This is a genomic window from Streptomyces sp. ISL-43 (assembly GCF_018614195.1).
Classification (GTDB): Bacteria; Actinomycetota; Actinomycetes; order Streptomycetales; family Streptomycetaceae; genus Streptomyces.
The window spans coordinates 144,969-166,899 of sequence record NZ_JAGGOT010000008.1 but is presented as its reverse complement, the minus strand read 5'-3'; the positions used below and the strand labels follow the sequence as shown (position 1 = coordinate 166,899).

The 21,931-nt window shown below is 70.2% G+C and carries 21 protein-coding genes, 1 tRNA gene and 1 pseudogene; 12 read left to right on the top strand and 11 right to left on the bottom strand.

Annotated features, from left to right (window positions below; genetic code table 11):
- Nucleotides 1–17: 17 nt before the first annotated feature.
- Nucleotides 18–1,067 carry a polyprenyl synthetase family protein gene (locus J7F03_RS04630; protein ID WP_214947338.1) on the bottom strand — a complete coding sequence of 350 codons (1,050 nt, stop codon included), beginning with the start codon at nucleotides 1,065–1,067 and terminating at the stop codon, nucleotides 18–20.
- Nucleotides 1,068–1,129: 62 nt separating this feature from the next.
- Nucleotides 1,130–2,080: a 4-hydroxy-3-methylbut-2-enyl diphosphate reductase gene (locus tag J7F03_RS04625; RefSeq protein ID WP_214947337.1), complete on the bottom strand. Its 951-nt coding sequence runs from the start codon at nucleotides 2,078–2,080 to the stop codon at nucleotides 1,130–1,132.
- Between the two features lie 271 nt (nucleotides 2,081–2,351).
- Between J7F03_RS04625 and J7F03_RS04620 the strand changes: the two genes are divergently transcribed.
- Entirely contained in the window at nucleotides 2,352–3,170 is an 819-nt protein-coding gene (locus J7F03_RS04620; RefSeq protein WP_214947336.1) for an isocitrate lyase/phosphoenolpyruvate mutase family protein, read from the top strand.
- Nucleotides 3,171–3,254: 84 nt separating this feature from the next.
- On the opposite strand, the gene J7F03_RS04615 is transcribed toward J7F03_RS04620, so the two are convergent.
- Nucleotides 3,255–4,730 carry an MFS transporter gene (locus J7F03_RS04615; RefSeq protein WP_214947335.1) on the bottom strand — a complete coding sequence of 492 codons (1,476 nt, stop codon included), beginning with the start codon at nucleotides 4,728–4,730 and terminating at the stop codon, nucleotides 3,255–3,257.
- A gap of 159 nt (nucleotides 4,731–4,889) precedes the next feature.
- Here J7F03_RS04615 and J7F03_RS04610 point away from each other — a divergent pair, with 159 nt between their 5' ends.
- Nucleotides 4,890–5,369: a MarR family winged helix-turn-helix transcriptional regulator gene (locus tag J7F03_RS04610; RefSeq protein WP_214947334.1), complete on the top strand. Its 480-nt coding sequence runs from the start codon at nucleotides 4,890–4,892 to the stop codon at nucleotides 5,367–5,369.
- A 147-nt stretch (nucleotides 5,370–5,516) separates the two neighbouring features.
- The gene (locus tag J7F03_RS04605; RefSeq protein ID WP_214947333.1) at nucleotides 5,517–5,996 is read left to right on the top strand and encodes a LysM peptidoglycan-binding domain-containing protein; all 480 of its coding nucleotides are present in this window, start codon (nucleotides 5,517–5,519) and stop codon (nucleotides 5,994–5,996) included.
- A gap of 88 nt (nucleotides 5,997–6,084) precedes the next feature.
- Here the strand turns inward: J7F03_RS04605 and J7F03_RS04600 are convergent, their stop codons facing one another.
- Nucleotides 6,085–6,852: a DUF5324 family protein gene (locus J7F03_RS04600; protein WP_214947332.1), complete on the bottom strand. Its 768-nt coding sequence runs from the start codon at nucleotides 6,850–6,852 to the stop codon at nucleotides 6,085–6,087.
- A gap of 174 nt (nucleotides 6,853–7,026) precedes the next feature.
- Here J7F03_RS04600 and J7F03_RS04595 point away from each other — a divergent pair, with 174 nt between their 5' ends.
- Nucleotides 7,027–7,554, top strand: a complete 528-nt coding sequence (locus J7F03_RS04595; protein ID WP_214947454.1) for a peptidylprolyl isomerase — start codon at nucleotides 7,027–7,029, stop codon at nucleotides 7,552–7,554.
- 133 nt (nucleotides 7,555–7,687) lie between these two features.
- A complete protein-coding gene (locus J7F03_RS04590) occupies nucleotides 7,688–8,581 on the top strand; it encodes a rhomboid family intramembrane serine protease (RefSeq protein ID WP_214947331.1) in 894 nt (297 codons plus the stop codon).
- A 162-nt stretch (nucleotides 8,582–8,743) separates the two neighbouring features.
- Here the strand turns inward: J7F03_RS04590 and crgA are convergent, their stop codons facing one another.
- Complete coding sequence (crgA, locus tag J7F03_RS04585; RefSeq protein ID WP_214947330.1) at nucleotides 8,744–8,998, bottom strand: cell division protein CrgA; 255 nt, start codon at nucleotides 8,996–8,998, stop codon at nucleotides 8,744–8,746.
- Nucleotides 8,999–9,089: 91 nt separating this feature from the next.
- Between crgA and J7F03_RS04580 the strand changes: the two genes are divergently transcribed.
- The 6 genes and pseudogenes from J7F03_RS04580 to J7F03_RS04555 all read left to right on the top strand — a co-directional run bounded on the left by J7F03_RS04580 (nucleotide 9,090) and on the right by J7F03_RS04555 (nucleotide 13,049).
- The gene (locus tag J7F03_RS04580) at nucleotides 9,090–9,866 is read left to right on the top strand and encodes a DUF881 domain-containing protein (protein ID WP_214947329.1); all 777 of its coding nucleotides are present in this window, start codon (nucleotides 9,090–9,092) and stop codon (nucleotides 9,864–9,866) included.
- The gene (locus J7F03_RS04575; RefSeq protein WP_214947328.1) at nucleotides 9,835–10,575 is read left to right on the top strand and encodes a class E sortase; all 741 of its coding nucleotides are present in this window, start codon (nucleotides 9,835–9,837) and stop codon (nucleotides 10,573–10,575) included. The genes J7F03_RS04580 and J7F03_RS04575 overlap by 32 nt, the downstream gene beginning before the upstream one ends.
- Before the next feature lie 89 nt (nucleotides 10,576–10,664).
- Nucleotides 10,665–10,841, top strand: coding sequence for a hypothetical protein (locus J7F03_RS04570; protein ID WP_214947327.1), 177 nt, complete (start codon nucleotides 10,665–10,667; stop codon nucleotides 10,839–10,841).
- The gene (locus J7F03_RS04565; protein WP_214947326.1) at nucleotides 10,838–11,476 is read left to right on the top strand and encodes an aminodeoxychorismate/anthranilate synthase component II; all 639 of its coding nucleotides are present in this window, start codon (nucleotides 10,838–10,840) and stop codon (nucleotides 11,474–11,476) included. The genes J7F03_RS04570 and J7F03_RS04565 overlap by 4 nt, the downstream gene beginning before the upstream one ends.
- Nucleotides 11,458–12,321, top strand: a pseudogene (locus J7F03_RS04560) (class E sortase); the annotation flags it as partial. The gene J7F03_RS04565 and the pseudogene J7F03_RS04560, both read left to right, overlap by 19 nt.
- An 11-nt stretch (nucleotides 12,322–12,332) precedes the next feature.
- Entirely contained in the window at nucleotides 12,333–13,049 is a 717-nt protein-coding gene (locus J7F03_RS04555; RefSeq protein WP_308379072.1) for a class E sortase, read from the top strand.
- A 235-nt stretch (nucleotides 13,050–13,284) separates the two neighbouring features.
- Here the strand turns inward: J7F03_RS04555 and pknB are convergent, their stop codons facing one another.
- From pknB to J7F03_RS04525, 6 genes are all read right to left on the bottom strand, one after another.
- Entirely contained in the window at nucleotides 13,285–15,309 is a 2,025-nt protein-coding gene (gene pknB, locus J7F03_RS04550; RefSeq protein WP_214947323.1) for a Stk1 family PASTA domain-containing Ser/Thr kinase, read from the bottom strand.
- Nucleotides 15,310–15,524: 215 nt separating this feature from the next.
- The gene (locus tag J7F03_RS04545; protein WP_214947322.1) at nucleotides 15,525–16,991 is read right to left on the bottom strand and encodes a penicillin-binding protein 2; all 1,467 of its coding nucleotides are present in this window, start codon (nucleotides 16,989–16,991) and stop codon (nucleotides 15,525–15,527) included.
- A complete protein-coding gene (locus J7F03_RS04540) occupies nucleotides 16,988–18,412 on the bottom strand; it encodes an FtsW/RodA/SpoVE family cell cycle protein (protein ID WP_214947321.1) in 1,425 nt (474 codons plus the stop codon). Before J7F03_RS04540 ends, J7F03_RS04545 begins: the two co-directional genes overlap by 4 nt.
- A 31-nt stretch (nucleotides 18,413–18,443) precedes the next feature.
- Complete coding sequence (locus J7F03_RS04535) at nucleotides 18,444–19,919, bottom strand: PP2C family serine/threonine-protein phosphatase (protein WP_251071402.1); 1,476 nt, start codon at nucleotides 19,917–19,919, stop codon at nucleotides 18,444–18,446.
- A 147-nt stretch (nucleotides 19,920–20,066) separates the two neighbouring features.
- Nucleotides 20,067–20,573, bottom strand: coding sequence for an FHA domain-containing protein (locus J7F03_RS04530; protein ID WP_214947319.1), 507 nt, complete (start codon nucleotides 20,571–20,573; stop codon nucleotides 20,067–20,069).
- 10 nt (nucleotides 20,574–20,583) lie between these two features.
- Nucleotides 20,584–21,441 carry a DUF3662 and FHA domain-containing protein gene (locus J7F03_RS04525; protein WP_214947318.1) on the bottom strand — a complete coding sequence of 286 codons (858 nt, stop codon included), beginning with the start codon at nucleotides 21,439–21,441 and terminating at the stop codon, nucleotides 20,584–20,586.
- Nucleotides 21,442–21,733: 292 nt separating this feature from the next.
- On the opposite strand from J7F03_RS04525, the gene J7F03_RS04520 reads away from it, so the two are divergent.
- A tRNA-Leu gene (locus J7F03_RS04520) sits at nucleotides 21,734–21,816 on the top strand.
- Nucleotides 21,817–21,931 lie beyond the last annotated feature (115 nt).

Genomic DNA, 21,931 nt, shown 5'->3' with positions numbered 1-21,931 from the left:
CCCGTTGGCGCTCGAGGTCAGTGGCTTCGGTAGGCGACCCGGGTAGCCAGCCGCGAGAACTCCTCGCACCAGGACTGGTCCAGCCCGGACCGGGCGATCGACTCGCACGCCTTGTCCACGAGTCCGGCGATGGTGCGCTCCACGGTGGCGCGGACCCCGGTCTCCTCCAGCACCTTGCGCAGGAGGTCGACGTCCCAGGGGGCGCCGTCCTTGCGGTCCAGGAGCGAACGCACCCGCTGGTCCTGCTCGGCGGCCAGCGCCAGCAGCAGCGTCATCTTGTGCTCGGCGAAGTCCAGGCCGGTCGGCTTGCCGGCGTCCTCGGTGGTGCCGAAGGCGTCGATCAGGTCGTCGCGGAGCTGGAAGGCCTCGCCCAGGGCGAGTCCGTACGTCTCGAACGCCGAGGCCAGGTCGGGGCGTCCGGCCAGGGTGGCGCCCAGCACCAGCGGGCGGTGGATGGTGTAGCGGCCCGACTTGCACACGGCGATCCAGCGGGAGAGCGAGGGGTCGACCACGCCCTCCGCGGCGACCGCCACGTCCAGGTGCTGGCCGATGACCATCTCGGCGCGCAGTTCGTCCCACACGGCACGCGCCGGGGCGGGGAACCGGGTGGTGAGCTGGTCGGCGTAGATCAGGGCCAGGTCGCCGGCGAGGACCGCGACGCCCTCGCCGAACCGGCGGGACTCGCCCTGCCAGCCGTTGATCTGGTGCTCGGCCTCGTGGAGCCGGTGGACGGTGGGGGAGCCGCGGCGCAGGGAGGAGTTGTCCACGACGTCGTCGTGGATCAGCGCGAACGCCTGGAGCAGCTCCAGGGCCGCCGAGGCGTCGATGGCGACCGAGTCGGACGGGTTGCCGCCGGCGGCCAGGAAGCCGCTGAGGGCGAACACGGGACGCAGCCGCTTGCCGCCGCTGGAGACCAGTGAGGAGATCGCGTCGACCGGCTGGGCGGCACGGGGGTTGATGCCGTACCAGTACGCGCGCTGGTGCTCGACGAACTGCTCGAGCCGCTGCTCCACCTGGTCGAGCAATCCGGCCCGGAGTTGCTGAATATCGGTAACGACGGTCGTCATGGCAGCCTTCTCTGAGATGAAATCGGAATGTGCGCGAAACCGTGTGAAGATTTCGGGATAGATCACCGAGCCGATGCCCCGGCCAGACTTGCCGGAAGGCTGAAGACCACGTTTTCGATGGCGGTCTGCTCGAGTTCGAGATCGACGTAGCCGAGTTCCGCCAGCCGCTCGAGGAGCTGGTCGATCAGGATCTCCGGCGCGCTCGCCCCGGCACTCACGCCGACGGAGGAGACCCCGTCCAGCCACTCGGTCCGCAAGTCGCCGACCTCGGGCACCAGGTACGAGGCGGTCCCCAGGTCACGGGCCACCTCGACCATCCGGATCGAGTTGCTGGAGTTGACCGAGCCGACCACCAGCACCAGGTCGCTGCGCTGGGCGATCGCCTTCACGGCGTTCTGCCGGTTCTGGCTGGCGTAGCAGATGTCGCCCTTGCCCTCGAGCGCCGGGAACTTCTCATGGAGGGCGTCGATGACGCCGGAGGTCTCGTCCAGCGACAGCGTGGTCTGCGACAGGTAGGCCACGTTCGCGTCGGACGGCAGGTCCAGCTCGGCCACCGCTTCGACGTCCTCGACGATGATGGTCGACGCGGGGGCCTCCCCGTAGGTGCCCTCGACCTCTTCGTGGTCGCTGTGGCCGATGAGGAGGATCGTCTTGCCGTCCCGTGCGTAGCGGATGGCCTCCTGGTGCACCTTCGAGACCAGCGGGCAGGTCGCGTCGATGACTTCGAGCTCGCGGTGCGCGGCGTTGGTGCGGACGGCCGGCGAGACTCCGTGGGCGGAGAACACGCAGACCGAGCCCTCCGGCACTTCCTCCTCGCTGTCCACGAAGATCGCGCCGCGCTGCTCCAGGGAGCGGACGACGTAGTGGTTGTGGACGATTTCCTTCCGTACGTATACGGGCGCTCCGTACTTGTTCAGGGCCTCCTCTACGATCTGTATCGCGCGGCGCACACCGGCGCAGAATCCACGCGGCTCCGCCAGAATCACCTTCTTCGGAGCTCTGGTTTCTGACATCTGGTGTTCTCCCGTTTCGGTCGGTCGCGGTGAGTTCGAGATTGCCGACAACCGCTGAAACCAGTCAACGAATACCGGCCCGGGGCCCCGTCCCCGGACCCGCGGGGCCGAATTTCCGCCCGTTCGCTGCCACGCCCGCCCTCCCCGCCACCCGCTCTGTCACCCCACCCGCCCTGCCGCGCCGCCGACTTGTCATACGACTGTCATAGGGTTCCTGGAGGCTGAGCAGAAGAACGTTCTTTCAACCCGGGCAAGACTGAGGAGACTTCAGATGACCGTGGATGCGAAGACCACCGAAAAGGCGCTGCGGCTGCGGGCGTTGAGCGAGGCTGTCCTCGTCCTGCCCAACGCCTGGGACGCGGCCAGCGCGGCGGTGATCGAGGCGGCCGGCGCGTCGGCGATCGCCACGACCAGCGGCGGGGTGGCCTGGGGGATCGGCCGCGGGGACGGCCAGCACGCGACGCGCGCGCAGATGCTGGAGGCGGCCGCGCGCATCGTGGCGGCCGTGGACCTGCCGGTCAGCGTGGACGTGGAGGGCGGTTACGACGACGTCGCGCGGACCGTGCGCGAGGTCGTGGCACTGGGCGGCGTCGGCATCAACCTGGAGGACTCCAAGGCGTCCAACGGCACGCTGTACACCGCCGAGGAGCAGTCCGAGCGCATCAGGGCGGCCCGTGGGGCCGCCGCCGAGGCCGGGCTGCCGGAGCTGGTGGTCAACGCCCGTACCGACGTCTTCCTGTTCGGGATCGGCGAGGAGTCGGGCCGGCTGGCCGACGTGCTCGCGCGCCGGGAGGCGTACGCGGCCGCCGGCGCCGACGGGTTCTTCGTGCCCGGCCTGCTGGACCTGGAGGCCCTGGCCGAGATCGCGCGGGGGCCGCTGCCGGTCAACGCCCTGGCGGGCCCGGGCGGTCCGTCGGTCGCCGAGCTGGCGGCGGCCGGCGTGCGACGGGTCAGCGTCGGCACCGCTGTGGCGCAGGTGGCGTACTCGGCGGCCCGCGCCGCCGCCGAGGAGGTGCTGGCGCAGGGCACGTACGGGGGGCTCGGCGGCACGCTCGACTACCCGACGCTCAACGGCCTGTTCGTGAAGTAGGCCGCCGGCACAGACGGCTGTGGGCCGCTCCGCGTGTGCGGAGCGGCCCACAGCCGTGTCTGCCCGAAAGGGACGGCCCGGCCGTCACGGGCGCCGGCCGGCCCGCAGCAGGGTCGCGGCCACCGCGAGGGCCGTGACCAGCAGGCCGGCGCCGATCCCGAAGGCCAGGTGGTAGCCGGAGGTCAGGGCCTCGGCGCGGCCCCGTCCGGCGCCGAGCAGGGAGTCGGTGCGGGAGGCGGCCAGGGTGGACAGGATGGCGACGCCCAGCGCCATGCCGATCTGCTGGGTGGTGTTGAACAGGCCCGAGGCGAGGCCCGCGTCCCGCTCGTCGGCGCCGGACATGCCGAGCGCGGTGAGGGCGGGCAGGGCCAGGCCGAAGCCGGCGGCCAGCAGCATCACGGGGAGCAGGTCGCGGACGTAGTCGGCCTGGACGGGGAGCCGGGTCAGCAGGCCCAGGGCGGCGACGAGCAGGGCGAGGCCGGCCAGGAGTACGCGGCGTTCGCCGAAGCGGGCGTTCAGCGGGGCGGAGGCGAAGAGCGAGACCCCGCCGATGACCACGGCCGCCGGGAGCATCGCGAGGCCGGTCTCGGCGGCCCCGTAGCCGAGCACGTTCTGGAGGTGGAGCGCGAGGAGGATCTGGAAGGAGAACAGCGCGGCCACCATCAGCATCTGGACGAGGTTCGCGCCGACCACGGTGCGGGAGCGGAAGATCCGCAGGGGCACGAGCGGGGTGCGGGCCTTGGCCTGGCGGACGGCGAAGCCGGCGAGCAGGGCCAGGGAGAGGGCGCCGAGGCCGAGGGTGTGCGCGGAGAGCCAGCCCTGCCGCTCGACCTCGATCACGGTGTAGATGCCGAGCATCAGACCGGCGGTGACCAGGGCGGCGCCCAGTACGTCGGCCCCCGCACGCGGGCCGGGTCCGGCATGAGCGCTGTCGGAGGGCAGCGCCGGCAGGGCCAGCGCGAGGGCGGCCAGCCCGATGGGCAGGTTGATGAAGAAGATCCAGTGCCAGTCGAGGGCGTCGGTCAGGACCCCGCCGAGCACCTGCCCCAGTGAGGCCCCGGCGGCGCCGGTGAAGGAGAAGACGGCGATGGCCTTGGCGCGTTCGCGGGGCTCGGTGAACAGGGTGATCAGGATGCCGAGGCTGACGGCCGAGGCCATGGCGCTGCCGAGGCCCTGCAGGAAGCGGGCTGCGATCAGTACCTCGGGCGATCCGGCGAAGCCGGCGAGCAGCGAGGCCGCGGTGAAGACGCCGGTCCCGGCCAGGAACATCCGCTTGCGGCCGATCAGGTCGCCGAGCCGGCCCGCGAGGAGCAGCAGGCTGCCGAAGGCGATCAGGTAGGCGTTGACGACCCAGCTGAGTCCGGCGGGGGTGAAGCCCAGGTCGTTCTGGATGGCGGGCATCGCGACGGTGACGATGCTGCCGTCGAGGACCGTCATCAGTACGCCGGTGGACAGGACGCCGAGGGCGGTCCAGCGGGACCGCGGTCCGCGCGGGGAGGCGGGGACGGCGGGTGCCGGGACCGCGTGGACGGCGTTGGCGGGAGCGGAAACGGCGGGCATCTGTCTCTCCAGTCGGTGATCGGTGATCGGTGATCGGTGATCGGTGGCTGATCGGTGGTCGGCGGCCGGTCCGTGTGCGGCGGCGGCGACTGGTGTGACCGTAGCAGATAGTTTTGTTGCAGACGATTTATTTCGGATCGAGTTGCTAGGCTGGAGGACATGACCGCGATGGCACCCACCCGGACCGAGCCCGACCTCTCCTTCCTCCTGGACCACACCAGCCATGTCCTGCGCACGCGGATGGCGGCGGCCCTCTCGGAGATCGGACTCACGGCGCGCATGCACTGCGTACTCGTGCACGCACTGGAGGAGGAGCGGACCCAGATCCAGCTCGCCGAGATCGGCGACATGGACAAGACGACGATGGTCGTCACCGTCGACGCCCTGGAGCAGGCCGGACTGGCCGAGCGGCGCCCGTCCACCAAGGACCGCCGGGCCCGCGTCATCTTCGTCACCGAGCGGGGGGCCGCCGTCGCCGAGCAGAGCACCCGCATCGTCGACCAGGTGCACGCCGACGCCCTCGCCTCCCTCGGGGACAAGGACCGGGCCGCCCTGCTGCACGGTCTGAAACTGCTGGTCCAGGGCGATCTGGAGAGCCCGTCGCAGACCCCGCGCCCGGCCCGCCGCGCCCGCCAGTAGAGGCCGGGCGCCACCGCCCGCGTCCCCCGGGCGCCACCGCCCGGTCCCCCGGACGGCTCAGTCACACGGCCGTCCCGCGCCTTCTGGCAGAGAGTGGGAAGAGGCACTCAGCCCAGGGGGGCACCACCATGCCGGAGGCGTACACACATGGGACTGTTCGACTTCATGAGGTCCGACAAGAAGAAGGAAAAGGCGGCCGAGAAGGCGGCCGAGCAGGTGCAACAGCATGCCGCGGACGCCCCGGCGCCCCCGGCCGCGATGTCCGGCGACGCCGGCACCCGGTACACCGACTCGGCGGCGGCCACCAAGGCGGCCGCCGAGCGCATGGCGGCAGCGGCGCCCAAGCCCGCCCCCGCACCGCCCAGCGCCCCGCCCCTCGCCCGCCCCGCCTCGCACACGCCGACCCCGACCTCCGCCGCGCACAAGGCGGTCCCCGCGGCGCCGGCGCCCGCGCCCAAGATGCAGCGCTCGTACACCGTCCGCCCCGGCGACTCGCTCTCCGCGATCGCCCGCCGCGAGCTCGGCAACGAGGGCCGCTGGCGTGAGCTCTACGCCATGAACAAGGGGGTCATCGGGTCCAACCCCGACATGATCCACCCGGGGCAGAAGCTCACCCTCCCCAGCTAGGGCGGGAAAGCGGAACGACGCGGGGGCCCGGATCCTCATCAGGATCCGGGCCCCTTTGTCGTTCTTTCTCCGTGCTGTGCCGCCGGCGTCAGCGGTGCTTGCGCTTCGCGTCCTCCGCGTCGATCCGGGCCTCCGCGGCCTCGGCCTCGGCTTCCAGCGTCGAGCCGGACCGCGACGCGGATTCCGTCCCCGCCTCGCGCTCCTTCGCCGCCAGTTCGTCGTCGAAGCTCGCCGGAGCCTCCTCCTCGCGCGCGGAGAGCTCGGTGGCCGCCGGCGGCTCGACGAGCCAGTCCGGGTTCGACTGCTGGTCCCACCACTTCCACGCGGCGAAGGCCCCGCCGGCCAGTACGGCGACCAGCGCGGCGCCCTTGAGCAGCCGGCCCGTACGGGCCCGCCGCTCGTGTCGCCGCACCAGCTTCTGCACCTCCTTCGCGGACACCTGGCCGCGCAGCGCCGCCAGTGCGGCCGTCGACCGCGAAGCGGCCTCCTCGGCCATCGGCTGGGCCGCCGCGAGCGCGTTCTCCAGCCGTGGCTGGGTGTAATCGGCGGCCTGTCGCATCGCCTGGCGGGACTGCTTCACCGCCTTCGTCGCCGCCCGGTCCACATTCGGCGGCACATGCGTGCGCGCCGCCTTGAGCCGGGGATGCACATGGCAGTCGTAGGTCGTACGCGCTTGCCGGGCGGCCGCGTCGGCCGCGTACGACACCTTCGGCGCCAGACGTTCATTGGCCTCATGGGCGTAGTGCACCGCGGCATCCTTGGCGGATTCCGCGTACGGTGCCACCACTTCCGCCGCGTGCAGGAAACTCTCCCTGGCGCTCTCGGCTGCCAGGCGCACGCTTTCCTTGCGGGTCACGGTTCCTCCTCCTCGGTGGCGGACACAGTTCACCTTTCCACCCTTTGTCGGATCATGCCTCCCCTAGGGCCGACCGGCATGCGTGACAGGGCATACGGGTGGACGATTTCTGTCCGGTGCGCCCCTCCGTGGGAGGATCTGAAACCGACAGTGATGACTATGGAAGGCAGATCCGTGGCCGAGAAGCTCTACGCCACCCTGAAGACCAACCAAGGCGACATCGAGATCGAGCTGCTGGCGAACTTCGCTCCGAAGACCGTGCGGAACTTCGTGGAACTCGCCACCGGCGCCCGCGAATGGACGCGTCCCACGGACGGGCAGAAGACCACGGATCCGCTCTACGACGGCACCGTCTTCCACCGCGTCATCAGCGGCTTCATGATCCAGGGCGGCGACCCGCTCGGCAACGGCACCGGCGGCCCCGGCTACCAGTTCGCCGACGAGTTCCACCCCGACCTGGCCTTCACCAAGCCCTACCTGCTCGCGATGGCCAACGCCGGCCCGGGCACCAACGGCTCGCAGTTCTTCATCACCGTCGCCCCCACCGCCTGGCTGACGCGCAAGCACACCATCTTCGGCGAGATCACCGACAAGGACAGCCGGAAGGTCGTGGACGCCATCGCCTCCGGCGCCACCAACCCGCGCACCGAGCGCCCCCTTGACGACGTGGTCATCCAGTCCGTCGTCATCGAGAACCGCTGAGGGCTGATCCCGAGCGACCGCCCGGACCGGACCTGGAAGCGCCAGGGAACCTTTCGGCCCCGCCCGTCCGTCCTCGTTACGTACCGGACGGGCACGGCGGATCCGCCGCGCCCGCCGCCGACCGAGGGGACCGATGGACACCGACCGTCTTCCGGGCTGCTATCGCCACCCGGACCGCGAGACCGGCATCCGCTGTACGCGCTGTGAGCGGCCGATCTGCCCCGAGTGCATGATCAGCGCCTCGGTCGGCTTCCAGTGCCCCGAATGCGTCCGTGCGGGCTCGGGCAGCGGCCGCGGGCCCGCCGCCAACACCCCGCGCACCATCGCCGGCGGGGTCGTCGCCGCCGATCCGCACCTGGTCACCAAGATCCTGATCGGGATCAACGCGGCCGTATTCCTCGCGGCCGCCGCCTTCCCCGAGCTGGCGATCCAGCTGGAGCTCCTCGGCCGCTACCGCGAGCAGATCGGCGGTCCGCTCGAAGGCGTCTCGACCGGCGAGTACCACCGGCTGCTGACCTCGGCGTTCCTGCACGTCGAGTGGTGGCACATCGTCGGCAACATGTTCGGCCTGTGGTTCATCGGCGGACCGCTGGAGCAGGCGCTCGGCCGGGCCCGCTACCTCGCCGTGTACCTGCTGTCGGCCCTGGGCGGCAGCGCCGTGGTCTATCTGCTGACCCCGCCGAACGTCGCGACCCTCGGCGCCTCGGGGGCCGTCTTCGGGCTGCTCGGCGCCACGGTGGTGCTGGCCCGCCGGATGCGTTACGAGATGCGCCCGCTGATCACCGTGGTGGTGTTCATGCTGGTACTGACCTTCGTGCCGTTCGGCGGCGGGCTCAGTGTGTCGTGGCAGGCCCACATCGGCGGTCTGGTGACCGGTGCGCTGCTCGCGCTGGGCCTGCTGCGGCCCGCGACGAAGAGCGGCGCCCGGAATCGCAAACTCGTCCAGTGGGGCACCTGTGTGGCGGTGTTCCTGCTGGCGGCAGTCGTGATCGCGGTCCGAACGGCCGAACTTTCCGCACTCACCTGATCACACCGGCGTCAACTCTCCACAGAGTTATCCACAGATCTTCTGTCTTTTCCTCAGGTGTGGATGACGCTGTGGATAACTCATGGGGAGAGCTTGCGCGGCCGCTGCCGCCGCGCGACTATCGCGGGGGTGTCGCGGGGCTTTCGCCGTGCTTCGGCGCGGTCACTTCCACTGCGTGGAGACGCCGAATCCCGCCGCAATGAAGCCGAAACCGACCACAATGTTCCAATTTCCGAGAGCTTCGATCGGAAGCTGGGTCTCGGACAGATAAAAGACGACGATCCACGCCAGGCCGACCAGGAAGAACGCCAGCATGACCGGGGCGACCCAGTTGCGGTTCGTCAGCTTGATCGTCTGTGGCGTCCGCGAGGGCGGCGGGGTGTAGTCGTCCTTCTTGCGGATACGTGACTTCGGCACGAGGGGCTCTCCTGTCGATGGGCTGGGGACGTTGCCTGCCCCGGGCGTCCGTTAGCGTAGTGGACCTGTGGCGTTGAAGGAGAAGGGTACGTTGAGCAATTCCGACGACTCCTCCGCGGGTCCCCGTCGCCGTGCCAGACCGGTCCGGCTGCTGACGGCCGCCGTTTTCGCCCTGGCCGGCTTGATCTTCGTCACCAGCTTCAACACCTCCAAGGGTACGAACATCCGGACGGACGCCTCGCTCCTCAAGCTCTCGGACCTGATCCACGAGCGCAGCCAGAGCAATCTGGACCTGGAGAAGAGCACCGCGACCGTGCGCGGCCAGGTCGACGCCCTCGCCGAGCGCGACGACGGCAGCACCAAGGCCGAGGACGCCCGACTGGCCGCTCTGCGCGTCGCCTCGGGCACCGAGGAGATCACCGGCAAGGCCGTCACCGTCACCCTGAACGACGCCCCGCCCAACGCCACGGCCCGCATCCCCAACGTGCCCGAGCCCCAGCCCAACGACCTGGTGATCCACCAGCAGGACCTGCAGGCCGTCGTGAACGCCCTGTGGCAGGGCGGCGCCGAGGGCATCCAGGTCATGGACCAGCGCCTGATCTCCACCAGCGCCGTCCGCTGCGTGGGCAACACCCTGATCCTCCAGGGCCGCGTGTACTCGCCCCCGTACAAGGTGACGGCGGTCGGCGACCCGGGCGCGCTCAAGAAGGCCCTCGCCGCCTCCCCGGCCCTGCAGAACTACCAGCTGTACGTGAACGCGTACGGGCTCGGCTGGAAAGTGGACGAGCACAAGGCGCTGACACTGCCGGGCTACTCCGGCACAGTGGACCTCCACTATGCGAAGCCGCTGGAGTCCGCCACCCCGTGACGTCGTACTGCGCCTGCTGGTACGGACGTTCAGCGAGGTGTGCCTGACCGCCGGCTCCCTGATCGTGCTCTTCGTGGCCTACGTGATGCTGTGGACCGGGGTCAAGGCCGACCAGGCCATGGACGGCGAGATGGCCCGGATGCGCGACCGCTGGTCGGCGGCGCCCGCGGCCGCCACCGGACCCGCCCCGGGACCCGCCCCCGTCGCCTCCCCGGCGGCCCCGCGGCCCGCCGGCTACCCCCCGGACCAGGCCTTCGCCGAGATGTACATCCCGCGCTTCGGCCCGGACTGGAACAAGCCGGTCCTGGAGGGCACGGGCACCGACCTGCTGAAGAAGGGCCTGGGCCACTACTCCGGCACGGCCGCGCTCGGCGGCGAAGGGAACTTCGCGGTGGCCGGCCACCGCCGCACCTACGGCGACCCCTTCAAGGACATCCCGGAGCTGCGCCCCGGCGACGCCGTCATCCTCAAGGACGCGACCACCTGGTACACGTACACCGTCCGGCGCGAGGCGCTGCGCGTGCTGCCCGACGAGTTCGGGGTGGTGGACCCGGTGCCGGGCCGCTCGCCCTTCACCGCCCCCGGCCGGTACCTGACACTGACCACCTGCGACCCGGAATGGGGCCACAGCCACCGGCTCGTCGTCTGGGCCGAGCTGACCTTGGCGCGGACCGTCGCCGAGGGAAGGCCCGAGGGTTTGGCAAGGTGACCCTCCGCGCCGGGCGGCTGGCTTTAGGCTGTGGCTGTACCGCCCCCGCGGTGCGTTGAACGATCGTGGACGAAAAGGACACAGGCGGCATGTACGGCTGGATCTGGCGGCATTTGCCGGGCAACGCGTGGGTACGCGTGATGATCTCCCTCGTGCTGGTGCTCGCGGTGGTGTTCGTGCTGTTCCAGTACGTCTTCCCGTGGGCCGAGCCGCTGCTTCCGTTCAACGATGTGACGGTGGACGAGGGATCGGGAGCCACTCCGTGAGCGCGCGCATTCTGGTTGTCGACAACTACGACAGCTTTGTCTTCAACCTGGTCCAGTACCTCTACCAGCTCGGCGCCGAGTGCGAGGTGCTGCGCAACGACGAGGTCGAACTCGCCCACGCCCAGGACGGCTTCGACGGCGTCCTGCTGTCCCCCGGACCGGGCACCCCGGAAGAGGCGGGAGTCTGCGTGGACATGGTCCGCCACTGCGCGGACACGGGCGTACCGGTCTTCGGCGTCTGCCTCGGCATGCAGTCGATGGCCGTCGCCTACGGCGGGGTCGTCGGCCGGGCCCCGGAACTGCTGCACGGCAAGACCTCGCCCGTGCTCCACGAGGGCCTCGGCGTCTTCGCCGGCCTGCCGTCGCCCTTCACCGCGACCCGCTACCACTCCCTCGCCGCAGAGCCCCTGACCCTCCCGGACGCGCTGGAGGTCACGGCGCGGACCGAGGACGGGATCATCATGGGCCTGCGCCACCGGGAGCACGACGTCGAGGGTGTGCAGTTCCACCCCGAGTCCGTGCTGACCGAGTGGGGCCACCGGATGCTCGCGAACTGGCTGGTGCGCTGCGGTGACGCGGGTGCCGTGGAGCGCTCGGTGGGGCTCGCCCCGGTGGTGGGCAAGGCCGTCGCGTGACGTCCCTCGCGCCGTCCGCGCCCTCGGAGGGCCGGGCCGCGCGGCGCAGGGCGGCGCAGCAGGCCGCGAAGCGCGCCCGTAACCGCACGGGCAGCCGGGGCCGGGGCCGCCGGCGCAGGCGGCCCGCCTCGGGCGGCCCGGTGGTGGTCGCCAGCCGGCTCGGCGGGGAGCTGTTCATCACGCTGGGCCTGGTGATGCTGCTCTTCGTCGTGTACCAGATCTGGTACACGAACTTCCTGGCGGACCGGACGGCCCAGGACGCCGCCGGATCGCTGCAGCAGAACTGGGAGAGCGGCGGCGACGGGACGGCTGGGACGGCCGGGACGGCCGCGCCGCCCGTGTCGGCCTTCGAGCCGGGCCAGGGCTTCGCGATCCTCCACATCCCGAAGCTGGACGTGAAGGTGCCCGTGGCGGAGGGCATCAGCAAGCCGAAGGTGCTCGACAAGGGTCTGGTCGGGCACTACGACGGCGGCGAGAACTCGGTGAAGTCGGCGATGCCGTCCGACGTCCAGGGCAACTTCGGCCTGGCGGGGCACCGCAACACGCACGGCGAACCGTTCCGCTACATCAACCGGCTGGTGCCGGGGGACAAGATCGTGGTCGAGACGCGGGACACGTACTACACGTACGAGACGACCTCTCAGCTGGCACAGACGTCGACGAAGAACGTCTCCGTGCTCAAACCCGTACCCGAGGGTTCCGGCTTCACATCCGCGGGCCGGTACATCACCCTGACCACCTGCACCCCGGAGTTCACCAGCACCTACCGGCTGATCGTATGGGGCAGGATGACCGCAGAACGCCCCCGCAGCCAGGGTGCTCCGCCCGAACTGGCCAGCCCGTAGAGGATTTCGCAGTGTCACGTGCCGCACCGCCCCCCCGTCGCAGCGTCCTCGCGGGGTTCCTGAGCCTGCTGGGCGAGCTCCTGATCACGGTGGGCCTGGTGCTCGGCCTGTTCGTGGCGTACTCGCTGTGGTGGACGAACGTGCTGGCGGACCGGGACGCCTCGGCGCGCGGCGACGCGATCCGCGAACAGTGGGAGCAGCCGGCGACTGCCCCGTCGGCGCCCGCCGAGCCGGGGGCGCTGGACACCCAGGGCGGCATCGGCTTCCTGCACGTGCCGGCGATGAAGAACGGCGAGGTGCTCGTCAAGCGGGGCACGCAGTCCGAGGTCATCAACGAGGGCGTCGCCGGGTACTACACGGACCCGATCAAGTCGGCGCTGCCGTGGGACGCGACGGGCAACTTCACGCTGGCGGCACACCGGGACGGGCACGGTGCCAAGTTCCACGACATCGACAAGCTGGGCAAGGGCGACGCGGTCGTCTTCGAGACCCGGGACACCTGGTACGTGTACAAGGTCTTCGCGGAGCTGAAGCAGACCTCGCGCTACGACGTGGACGCGATCAGCCCGGTCCCCAAGGAGTCGGGCAAGACGGCTCCGGGCCGCTACATCACCCTGACGACCTGCACACCCGTGTACACCTCGAAGTACCGCTACATCGTGTGGGGCGAACTGGTCCGCACGGAGAAGGTCGACGACAAGCGCACCCTCCCCGCGGAGCTGCGCTAGGAGGACCGGAGCACCTGGAGCCGGACTCCGGCGCTCCAGGCCTCCAAGAGGCCCCTGTGGACGACCGTGACGCCTCCCGGGGTCCCCGATGGCCAGGGATCGCGGGTAAAGGCGCAGGCGGCCGCGTAGAGGGCCGCGTCGGCTCGGCGCGGGACCTTGGCCGAGGATGCTCGGAAAGAGGTCCGGCCCCTCTCGTCGAGAGGGGCCGGACCTTTCGCGCTGCTTCCGCCGGAGGCTAGCCGCCCAGGCCTCCGAAGAAGCCGCCGCCGCCGTTGTTGTTGCCGCCGTTCTGCTGGCCGCCGGCGAGGGTGTTGACGTTGATCACCGTGCCGGGGGCGACCATCTGGCCGAGGCCGGGGTCCGAGGTCAGGACGATCGCCTTCCCCTCGTTCGGACCCGACAGCACGTTGCCGAAGACCAGACCCTTGGAGGCGAGCTCGGCCTTGGCCTGGTTGACCGTCTTGCCGGCCAGGTTCGGGACCGGGACCTGCTGGACGGCCTTGGCGATGGAGATGTTGACCGCCGAGCCGACGTCGACCGAGTCGCCGGCCGGGCGGTCCTGCTGGACCACCGACTTCGGCGGGGCCCCGGGGGAGTCCACCTCCGTGACGCTGCCGAGCTTCAGCTTGGCGTCCGTGAGGGCCTTGGAGGCCTGATCCTTGTTCTTGCCCAGCAGGTCCGGGACGATCGCCTTGGACTGCTCCTTGGCCACGTCGAGGGTGACGGACGAGCCCTTCTCGGCCTCGCCGCCGCTCTTCGGGTTCTGGTCGAGGACGGTGCCGGGGGACCGCGGGGACTCGACCATCTTCTTGTCGACCTGGAAGCCCTTGGCCGTGAGCGCCTTCTCGGCGTCGGCGACCGGCATGTTGATGACGTCCGGAACGGCGACCTTGGGCGCGCCGGTGGAGACCTTCACCTTGATGACGGACTTCTTGTCGACCTTGGTGCCCTCGACCGGGTTCTGCTCGCAGACGCTGCCCTTGGGCGCGGCGTCGCAGGGCATCTCGCCGTCCTTCTGGACGGTGAGGCCGAGGTTGTCGCCGCTCTTCTGCGCCTGCTCGAAGGTTTCGCCGATGAGCTTGGGCACCACGGGCCGGTTGTCGGCGCCGCCGCTGAAGAGGGAGCGTCCGATGAGGATCGCGCCGACCAGGACGAGGATGCCGGCGGTCACCAGCAGGATCGTCGAGGCCTTGCTCTTCTTCTGCGGACGGCGGCCGTGGCCGCCCTGGTCGTAGCCGCCCTGGTCCCCGTACCCGTAGCCGCCGTCACCCGGGGGCATCGGCGGGAGCATGGAGGTCTGGCCCGGGTCGGCGGTGCGCAGGGCGGTGGTGGGCTGGTCGTAGCCCTGGTGCCCGTAGCCGTGGTTCTGGTCGGGGTAGCCGTAGCCGGCCACGCCCATGGCGGCGGTGGCGGCGACGGGCTGCCCGTCGAGGCAGGCCTCGATGTCGGCGCGCATCTCGTCGGCCGACTGGTAGCGGTAGTCGGGGTCCTTGACCAGCGCCTTCAACACGATCGCGTCCATCTCGGGCGTGATCTCGGGGTCGAAGTTCGACGGGGGCTGGGGCTCTTCCCGTACGTGCTGGTAGGCGACGGCGACCGGCGAGTCGCCGATGAAGGGCGGCCGGACGCTGAGGAGCTCGTACAGCAGGCAGCCGGCCGAGTAGAGGTCGGAGCGCGCGTCGACCTGCTCGCCCTTGGCCTGCTCCGGGGAGAGGTACTGGGCGGTGCCGATGACGGCGGCGGTCTGCGTCATGGTCATGCCGGAGTCGCCCATGGCGCGGGCGATGCCGAAGTCCATGACCTTGACCTGGCCGGAGCGGGTCAGCATGACGTTCGCGGGCTTGATGTCGCGGTGCACGATGCCGGCGCGGTGCGAGTACTCCAGCGCCTGGAGGATGCCGATGCACATCTCCAGGGTGCGCTCGGGCAGCAGCTTGCGCCCGGAGTGCAGGAGCTCGCGCAGGGTCGAGCCGTCGACGTACTCCATCACGATGTACGGGATGGAGATGTTGTCGACGTAGTCCTCGCCGGTGTCGTACACGGCGACGATCGCCGGGTGGTTGAGCGATGCGGCCGACTGGGCCTCGCGCCGGAACCGGGCCTGGAAGGACGGGTCGCGGGCGAGGTCGGCGCGCAGGGTCTTGACGGCGACGGTACGGCCGAGCCGGGTGTCGTGGGCGAGGTAGACCTCGGCCATGCCACCGCGGCCGAGCACGTGGCTCAGCTCGTACCGGCCGCCGAGGCGACGCGGCTCTTCCATAACGTTGCAGCCCTCTCCGTCAGTCCCGACCGCACCCGTGTGTGGTCCGGCGGTGTGCTGTTCGCGCAAAGGCTACCGGCCGATCGTCGGTGATCGGTTCGTGACCACAGGCTGATACCGGACCGGTACCGTACGCACGGATCCGGACGGGAATGGTGACCCGGATCACGCCTGTGTGCCCCTTGCGGCTCTCTTTTGGTGCCCGGCCTCTTCCGTCACACCTTGTTGCTCTTCAATACGGCCTGCATGACGGCCTTGGCAACCGGTGCGGCGAGACCGCCGCCGGAGATGTCATCGCGGCTCGCGTCGCTGTCCTCGATGACGACGGCGACGGCGACGGGCGAGCTGCCGTCGGGGTTCTCGGCGTAGGAGATGAACCAGGCGTACGGGCGCTTCTTGTTTCCCTCGCCGTGCTGGGCGGTGCCGGTCTTGCCGCCGACGACGGTGTCCTTGATCTTGGCGTTGCCGCCGGTGCCCTTCTCGACGACGTTGACCATCATCTCCTGGAGCTTCTTCGCGTTCTCCCCGGAGACCGGCCGGCCCATTTCCTGCGGGTCGTGCTTCTCGATGACGTCGAGGTTGGGCGCGGTCAGCTGGTCGACCATGTACGGCTTCATCAGCTTGCCGTCGTTGGCGATCGCGGCGGTGACCATGGCCATCTGCAGCGGGGTGGCCGCGGTGTTGAACTGGCCGATGGCGCTCTGGGCGTTGCCGTCCTTGCCCATGGTCTTGTCGTAGACGCTGGCGAAGGCGCGGACCGGAATGTCGATCTTGTCGTTGTTGAAGCCGAACTTCTCGGCGGTCTTCACCATGTTGTCCCGCCCCACCTTGTCGCCCATGTTGGCGAAGACGGAGTTGCAGGAGACGCGCAGGGCCTCGATGAGGCTGGCCTTCTCGCACCCGCTGGCGTGGTTGACCATCGGGGTCTTGGTGCCCGGCAGGATGTACGGCTCGGGGGTGTCGGTCGCCGCGTTGATGTCCTGGACCACGCCGTGCTCCAGGGCCGCGGCGGCGGTGACCACCTTGAAGGTGGACCCGGGCGGGTAGGTCTCGCGCAGGGCGCGGTTGACCAGCTTCTTGTCCTCGCTGTCCTTGAGCTCGACCCAGTTCTTCTCGTCGGTCTTGGAGTTGCCGGCGAAGACGGAGGGGTCGTACGAGGGGGTGCTGACGAGGGCGAGGATCGCGCCGGTGCGCGGGTCGATCGCCGCGACGGCGCCCTTCTTGTCGCCGAGCTTCTCGAACGCGGCCTTCTGCGCGGCGGCGTTGAGCGTCGTGACGACGTTGCCGCCCTGCTTCTTCTCGCCGGTGAACATGCCGACGGTGCGGTCGAAGAACAGCCGGTCGTCGTTGCCGGTCAGGATCTGGTCCTCGAGGGACTCCAGCTGCGTGGAGCCGAAGGCCTGCGAGGCGTAGCCGGTCACCGGGGACCACAGCGCGCCTTCGGTGTAGGTGCGCTTGTACTTGTAGTCGCTGCCGTCGGTGACGGCGGAGCCGGTGATCGGGTTGCCCTCGACGATGATGTTGCCGCGCTCGGTGGCGTACTGGGCGATCTGGACCCGGCGGTTCTCCTTGCGGGTGCTCAGTTCCTCGGCCTTGACGTACTGGAGCCAGTTGGTCCGCACGAGCAGTGCCAGGACGAGCAGCCCGCAGAAGATCGAGATGCGGCGCAGGGGCTTGTTCATGACGGGCGGACCACCTGGGTCATCTCGGAGTCGGGGGACGGTGCCGGGGCCGGGGCGGGGCGGCGTGCGGTGTCGCTGATCCGGATGAGCACGGCGATGAGGATCCAGTTCGCGAGGACGGACGAGCCGCCGGAGGCGAGGAAGGGCATCGTCATGCCGGTGAGGGGGATGAGCCCCATGACTCCGCCGGCGACGACGAAGACCTGCAGGGCGAAGGCGCCGGAGAGGCCGATGGCGAAGAGCTTGCCGAAGGGGTCGCGGGCGGCGAGGGCGGTGCGCACGCCCCGCTCGATGATCAGGCCGTAGAGCAGGAGGAAGGCCATGACCCCGGCGAGCCCGAGCTCTTCGCCGACGGTGGAGAAGATGAAGTCGGAGTTGGCGGCGAATCCGATGAGGTCGGAGTTGCCCTGCCCCCAGCCGGTGCCGAGGACCCCGCCGGAGCCGAAGCTCATGATCGACTGGCCGACCTGCTCGCAGGCACCGGACTTCTGGTAGCAGGCGAAGGGGTCGAGCCAGGCGGTGACGCGGGCCTTGACGTGGCTCGCGGTCGCGCCGACCACGGCCGCACCGCCCACGCTCATGAGCAGGCCGATCACGATCCAGCTGGTGCGCTCGGTGGCGACGTACAGCATGATCACGAACATGCCGAAGAAGAGCAGCGAGGTGCCGAGGTCGTTCTCGAAGACGAGGACGAGCAGGCTCATGGCCCAGATCATCAGGATCGGGCCGAGGTCGCGGCCGCGCGGCAGGTAGAGGCCCATGAAGCGGCGGCTGGCCAGTGCCAGGGCGTCGCGCTTGACCATGAGGTAGCCGGCGAAGAAGACGGCGATGACGATCTTCGCGAACTCACCGGGCTGGATGGAGAATCCGCCGACGCTGATCCAGATCTTGGCGCCGAAGACGTCCGCGCCCAGGCCCGGGATGACCGGCAGGATCAGCAGGACGAGCGAGGCGGCCATCGAGATGTAGGTGAACCGCTGGAGCACGCGGTGGTCCTTGAGGACCATCAGCACGCCCGCGAACAGGGCGATGGCGAGAGCCGTGTACATCATCTGCCGGGGCGCGGACTCGGAGAACGCCCCGTAGATCCGCTTGGCCGTGTTCTGCAGGCGCGAGGACTGGTCGAGACGCCAGATCAGCACCAGGCCGAGCCCGTTGAGGAGCGTGGCGATCGGCAGCAGCAGCGGGTCGGCGTACTTCGCGTAGCGGCGTACGACGAGGTGCGCGATGCCGGCGAGCACGCCGAGGCCGAGCCCGTAGGTGAGCATGCCCGGGGGCAGCTTCCCGTGGATCGACAGCCCCGCGTTGGCGTAGGCGAAGATCGGGATGACCACGGCGAAGGCGAGCAGCAGGAGCTCGGTGTTCCGCCGGCTCGGCAGCTCGATGGCGCCGATGGTGGTCGTGTTGGTGACAACGCTCATGGTGTGGCAGGCCCCCTGTGCCCGCGTCTGTCTACTGCTTCTCGCACAGGCCGACGACCTGCTGCTCGGCGGCAGTCAGGACGGGGCCGGGTGTTTGGTTGTTCTGCCCCTCGGCGGCGCGCCGCTCCTCGTCCTTCTTGCACGCGGATGCCTGGGTGCCGAGCTGGTCGATCTTCTCGCGGGCACCGTCGAGGCTGTCCTCGCTGATGGTGGCCTCGACCTGCTTGCGCTTGAAGGTCGGCAGGTACTTCAGTTCGATGTCGGGGCGGTCGGTCTCCACCTTGGAGAGCTCCAGGGGCCCGAGCTTCTGGCTGATGCCGCGGAAGAGCGCGACGTGCTCGCCCTTGACGCCGACGTAGAACTGGGTCTGCGTCCAGCGGTAGCCCGCGTACAGGCCGCCGCCGAGCACGCCGAGGACGACGAGCAGGGTCAGCGTGCGCGTGGTCCACTTGCGGCCCTTGCCGCGCCGCCTGCGGGGGTGGTCGTACGTGTCCTCGTACCCCGCGTCGCCGTCGTACGGGTCGGGCTCGCCGAAGCCGCCGTACCCGCCGGCTCCGCCGCCCTGTCCCTGGGCGCCGTAGCCGCCGTAGCCGGGGGCCTCTCCGCTGCCGGGGGGGCCGAAGGCGCCGGCGGGCGGGGGGGCCTGGCGGCCGAGCCCGGAGGCGCGGCCGGCGGGCGTCTGCATGGCGTTGCCGCCGTCGAAGAGCTGGTGGTGCTGGTTCTCGGCGACCGCGCCGACGACGACCGGGGTGTCGTTGACCTGCGCGGCCAGGGTGTCGCCGCTGTCGGTGTCGAGGACGTCGGCCACGATGCAGGTGATGTTGTCGGGGCCGCCGCCGCGCAGCGCGAGCTGGATGAGCGAGGCCACGGTTTCGTGGGGGCCGTGGTAGTCGGCGAGGGTCTCCTCCAGGGTCTGGTGGGAGACCACGCCGGAGAGCCCGTCGGAGCAGATGAGGTAGCGGTCGCCGACCCGGACCTCGCGGATGGAGAGGTCGGGTTCGACGATGTCGCCGCTGCCGAGCGCTCTCATCAGGAGGGAGCGCTGCGGGTGCGTGGTGGCTTCCTCCTCGGTGATGCGGCCCTCGTCGACGAGGCGCTGCACCCAGGTGTGGTCCTGGGTGATCTGCGTGAGGACGCCGTCGCGGAGCAGGTAGGCGCGGGAGTCCCCGACGTGGACGAGGCCGAGGCGCTGGCCGGTCCACAGCAGGGCGGTGAGCGTGGTGCCCATGCCCTCGAGCTGGGGGTCCTCCTCGACCATGGAGCGCAGCTGGTCGTTGGCGCGCTGCACGGCGGTGCTGAGCGCGGTGAGGATGTCGGAGCCCGGGACGTCGTCGTCGAGCTGCACGAGCGTGGAGATCACCTCGGAGCTGGCGACTTCACCGGCGGCCTGGCCGCCCATGCCGTCGGCGATCGCGAGGAGACGTGGTCCGGCGTAGCCGGAGTCCTCGTTTCCCTCGCGGATCATGCCCTTGTGCGATCCGGCGGCGAACCGCAGGGACAGACTCATGCGCACCTGCCCTGTCGACGACGCTGCCTCCGGGTACAACCGGTCTCGAGCCACACTGCCCACCCTCCGGTCGGGAGCGCGCTCGGGTCCGTGTCCCCGGTGGGACGGACCACTGCGGCTCGCTCGCTCCGCTCGCTCATTCTCGTACTACTTCCGCAGCTCGATGACGGTCTTGCCGATGCGGATCGGGGCGCCCGGCGGAATGGGCGTCGGGGTGGTCAGCCGGGTCCGGTCGAGATACGTGCCGTTGGTGGACCCGAGATCCTCGACGATCCACTGCCCGTCACGGTCGGGGTAGATCCTGGCATGCCTGCTGGAGGCGTAGTCGTCGTCCAGCACGATCGTGGAGTCGTGGGCGCGCCCCAAGGTGATCGTCTGACCCGCGAGGGCCACCGTGGTACCCGTGAGGGTGCCCTCGGAGACGACGAGCTTGGTGGGCGCACCGCGGCGCTGGCGCTGCTGCGGTGGAGCCGCGGCCTGGCGGCCCTGCTGCTGCGGGGCGCCGGTGGCGGTGCTTGCGCCGCGCCGGGAACCGCGCTGCGTGACTCTCGTACCGAAGAGATCGCTGCGGATGACCTGGACGGCCACGATGACGAACAGCCACAGAACGGCCAGGAAACCCAACCGCATGACCGTCAGGGTCAGCTCTGACATTGCCCCCGCTTCACCCTTCGGCTTGCCGATAAATGATGGTGGTACTGCCCACGACGATCCGCGAACCGTCGCGGAGCGTAGCGCGGGTGGTGTGCTGCCCGTCCACCACGATGCCGTTGGTGGACCCGAGATCCTGGATCGTCGAGGGCGTTCCGGTCCGGATCTCACAGTGCCGGCGCGAGACGCCGGGGTCGTCGATCCGCACATCGGCTTCGGTGCTTCTGCCGAGTACGAGCGTGGGGCGCGAGATCTGGTGGCGGGTGCCGTTGATCTCGATCCAGTGGCGCCGGACGCCGCCGCCGGGGGACGCGGGAGCCGCGGGGGCCTGGCCGGCCGGAGCCGCCCTGCGCGCGCCGCCGGGTCCGCCCGGGGGCGGTCCCGGGGGCATCGGCGGTGCGCCGACCGGCGGGTAGCCGTAGCCGCCCGGCTGGGCCGGCGGGGCCGGCTGGCCCTGGCCCTGGCCCTGGGCCGGCTGGCCCGGGGCCTGGGAGGTGCTGGAGGCGAGCGTGCGGCTGCGGACCCGGTAGAGACCGGTGTCCAGGTCGTCCGCCTTCTCCAGGTGGACCTTGATGGGGCCCATGAAGCTGTAGCGCTGCTGCTTGGCGTAGTCGCGGACGAGGCCCGCGAGCTCGTCGCCGAGCTGGCCCGAGTAGGGGCTCAGGCGATCGAAGTCGCCCGCGCTCAGCTCCACGATGAAGTCGTTCGGGACGACCGTCCGCTCCCGGTTCCAGATGGTGGCGTTGTTGTCGCACTCCCGCTGGAGGGCGCCGGCGATCTCCACCGGCTGGACCTCGGACTTGAACACCTTGGCGAAGGTGCCGTTCACCAGACCTTCGAGTCGCTGCTCGAACCGCTTCAGGACTCCCATGGGGCACCTCCTCCGTCGTTGTCGCCCTGTACTGCTTACTGATCGTATCCACGCATGGCGGATTCGGGTGGTTCCCCATCGGTCACGAGCGCAGGAGTGTTGGTCCTCACAAGCGATCGTAGGGGCGCCCCGGGGACAGTGTCCCGCACCCGGAGCCGAGTGCGGGAGGTGCCGCCCCCGGGCGGGCTCTCGGGGGCCCGGAAAGCGATGTGAATCCCCCCCGTCCTACGTGCTAATGTTCCGATGTCGCCAGGGGAACGGCCCGCAAGGGAAGAACCACTGGTAGCTACTCGGGCGAGTGGCGGAACGGCAGACGCGCTGGCTTCAGGTGCCAGTGTCCTTCGGGACGTGGGGGTTCAAATCCCCCCTCGCCCACTTGGGGACACCGACGAAACGGTGTTCTTTGCAACGACGAAACGGTCGTCATCGTGATCACGATGACGACCGTTTTGCTTTGCCTGGGCTGACGGGTGCCGGCCTTGGAGTGGTG

Excerpts from the sequence above, each read along its gene's own strand:
- J7F03_RS04590 (WP_214947331.1), top strand. The coding sequence starts at position 7,688 with ATGGACACCGACCGTCTTCCGGGCTGCTATCGCCACCCGGACCGCGAG.
- J7F03_RS04605 (WP_214947333.1), top strand. The coding sequence starts at position 5,517 with ATGGGACTGTTCGACTTCATGAGGTCCGACAAGAAGAAGGAAAAGGCG.
- J7F03_RS04625 (WP_214947337.1), bottom strand. The coding sequence starts at position 2,080 with ATGTCAGAAACCAGAGCTCCGAAGAAGGTGATTCTGGCGGAGCCGCGT.
- J7F03_RS04530 (WP_214947319.1), bottom strand. The coding sequence starts at position 20,573 with ATGTCAGAGCTGACCCTGACGGTCATGCGGTTGGGTTTCCTGGCCGTT.
- J7F03_RS04630 (WP_214947338.1), bottom strand. The coding sequence starts at position 1,067 with ATGACGACCGTCGTTACCGATATTCAGCAACTCCGGGCCGGATTGCTC.
- J7F03_RS04620 (WP_214947336.1), top strand. The coding sequence starts at position 2,352 with ATGACCGTGGATGCGAAGACCACCGAAAAGGCGCTGCGGCTGCGGGCG.
- J7F03_RS04610 (WP_214947334.1), top strand. The coding sequence starts at position 4,890 with ATGACCGCGATGGCACCCACCCGGACCGAGCCCGACCTCTCCTTCCTC.
- J7F03_RS04615 (WP_214947335.1), bottom strand. The coding sequence starts at position 4,730 with ATGCCCGCCGTTTCCGCTCCCGCCAACGCCGTCCACGCGGTCCCGGCA.
- J7F03_RS04575 (WP_214947328.1), top strand. The coding sequence starts at position 9,835 with ATGCGAAGCCGCTGGAGTCCGCCACCCCGTGACGTCGTACTGCGCCTG.
- J7F03_RS04535 (WP_251071402.1), bottom strand. The coding sequence starts at position 19,919 with ATGAGTCTGTCCCTGCGGTTCGCCGCCGGATCGCACAAGGGCATGATC.
- J7F03_RS04525 (WP_214947318.1), bottom strand. The coding sequence starts at position 21,441 with ATGGGAGTCCTGAAGCGGTTCGAGCAGCGACTCGAAGGTCTGGTGAAC.
- J7F03_RS04570 (WP_214947327.1), top strand. The coding sequence starts at position 10,665 with ATGTACGGCTGGATCTGGCGGCATTTGCCGGGCAACGCGTGGGTACGC.
- J7F03_RS04540 (WP_214947321.1), bottom strand. The coding sequence starts at position 18,412 with ATGAGCGTTGTCACCAACACGACCACCATCGGCGCCATCGAGCTGCCG.
- J7F03_RS04545 (WP_214947322.1), bottom strand. The coding sequence starts at position 16,991 with ATGAACAAGCCCCTGCGCCGCATCTCGATCTTCTGCGGGCTGCTCGTC.
- pknB (WP_214947323.1), bottom strand. The coding sequence starts at position 15,309 with ATGGAAGAGCCGCGTCGCCTCGGCGGCCGGTACGAGCTGAGCCACGTG.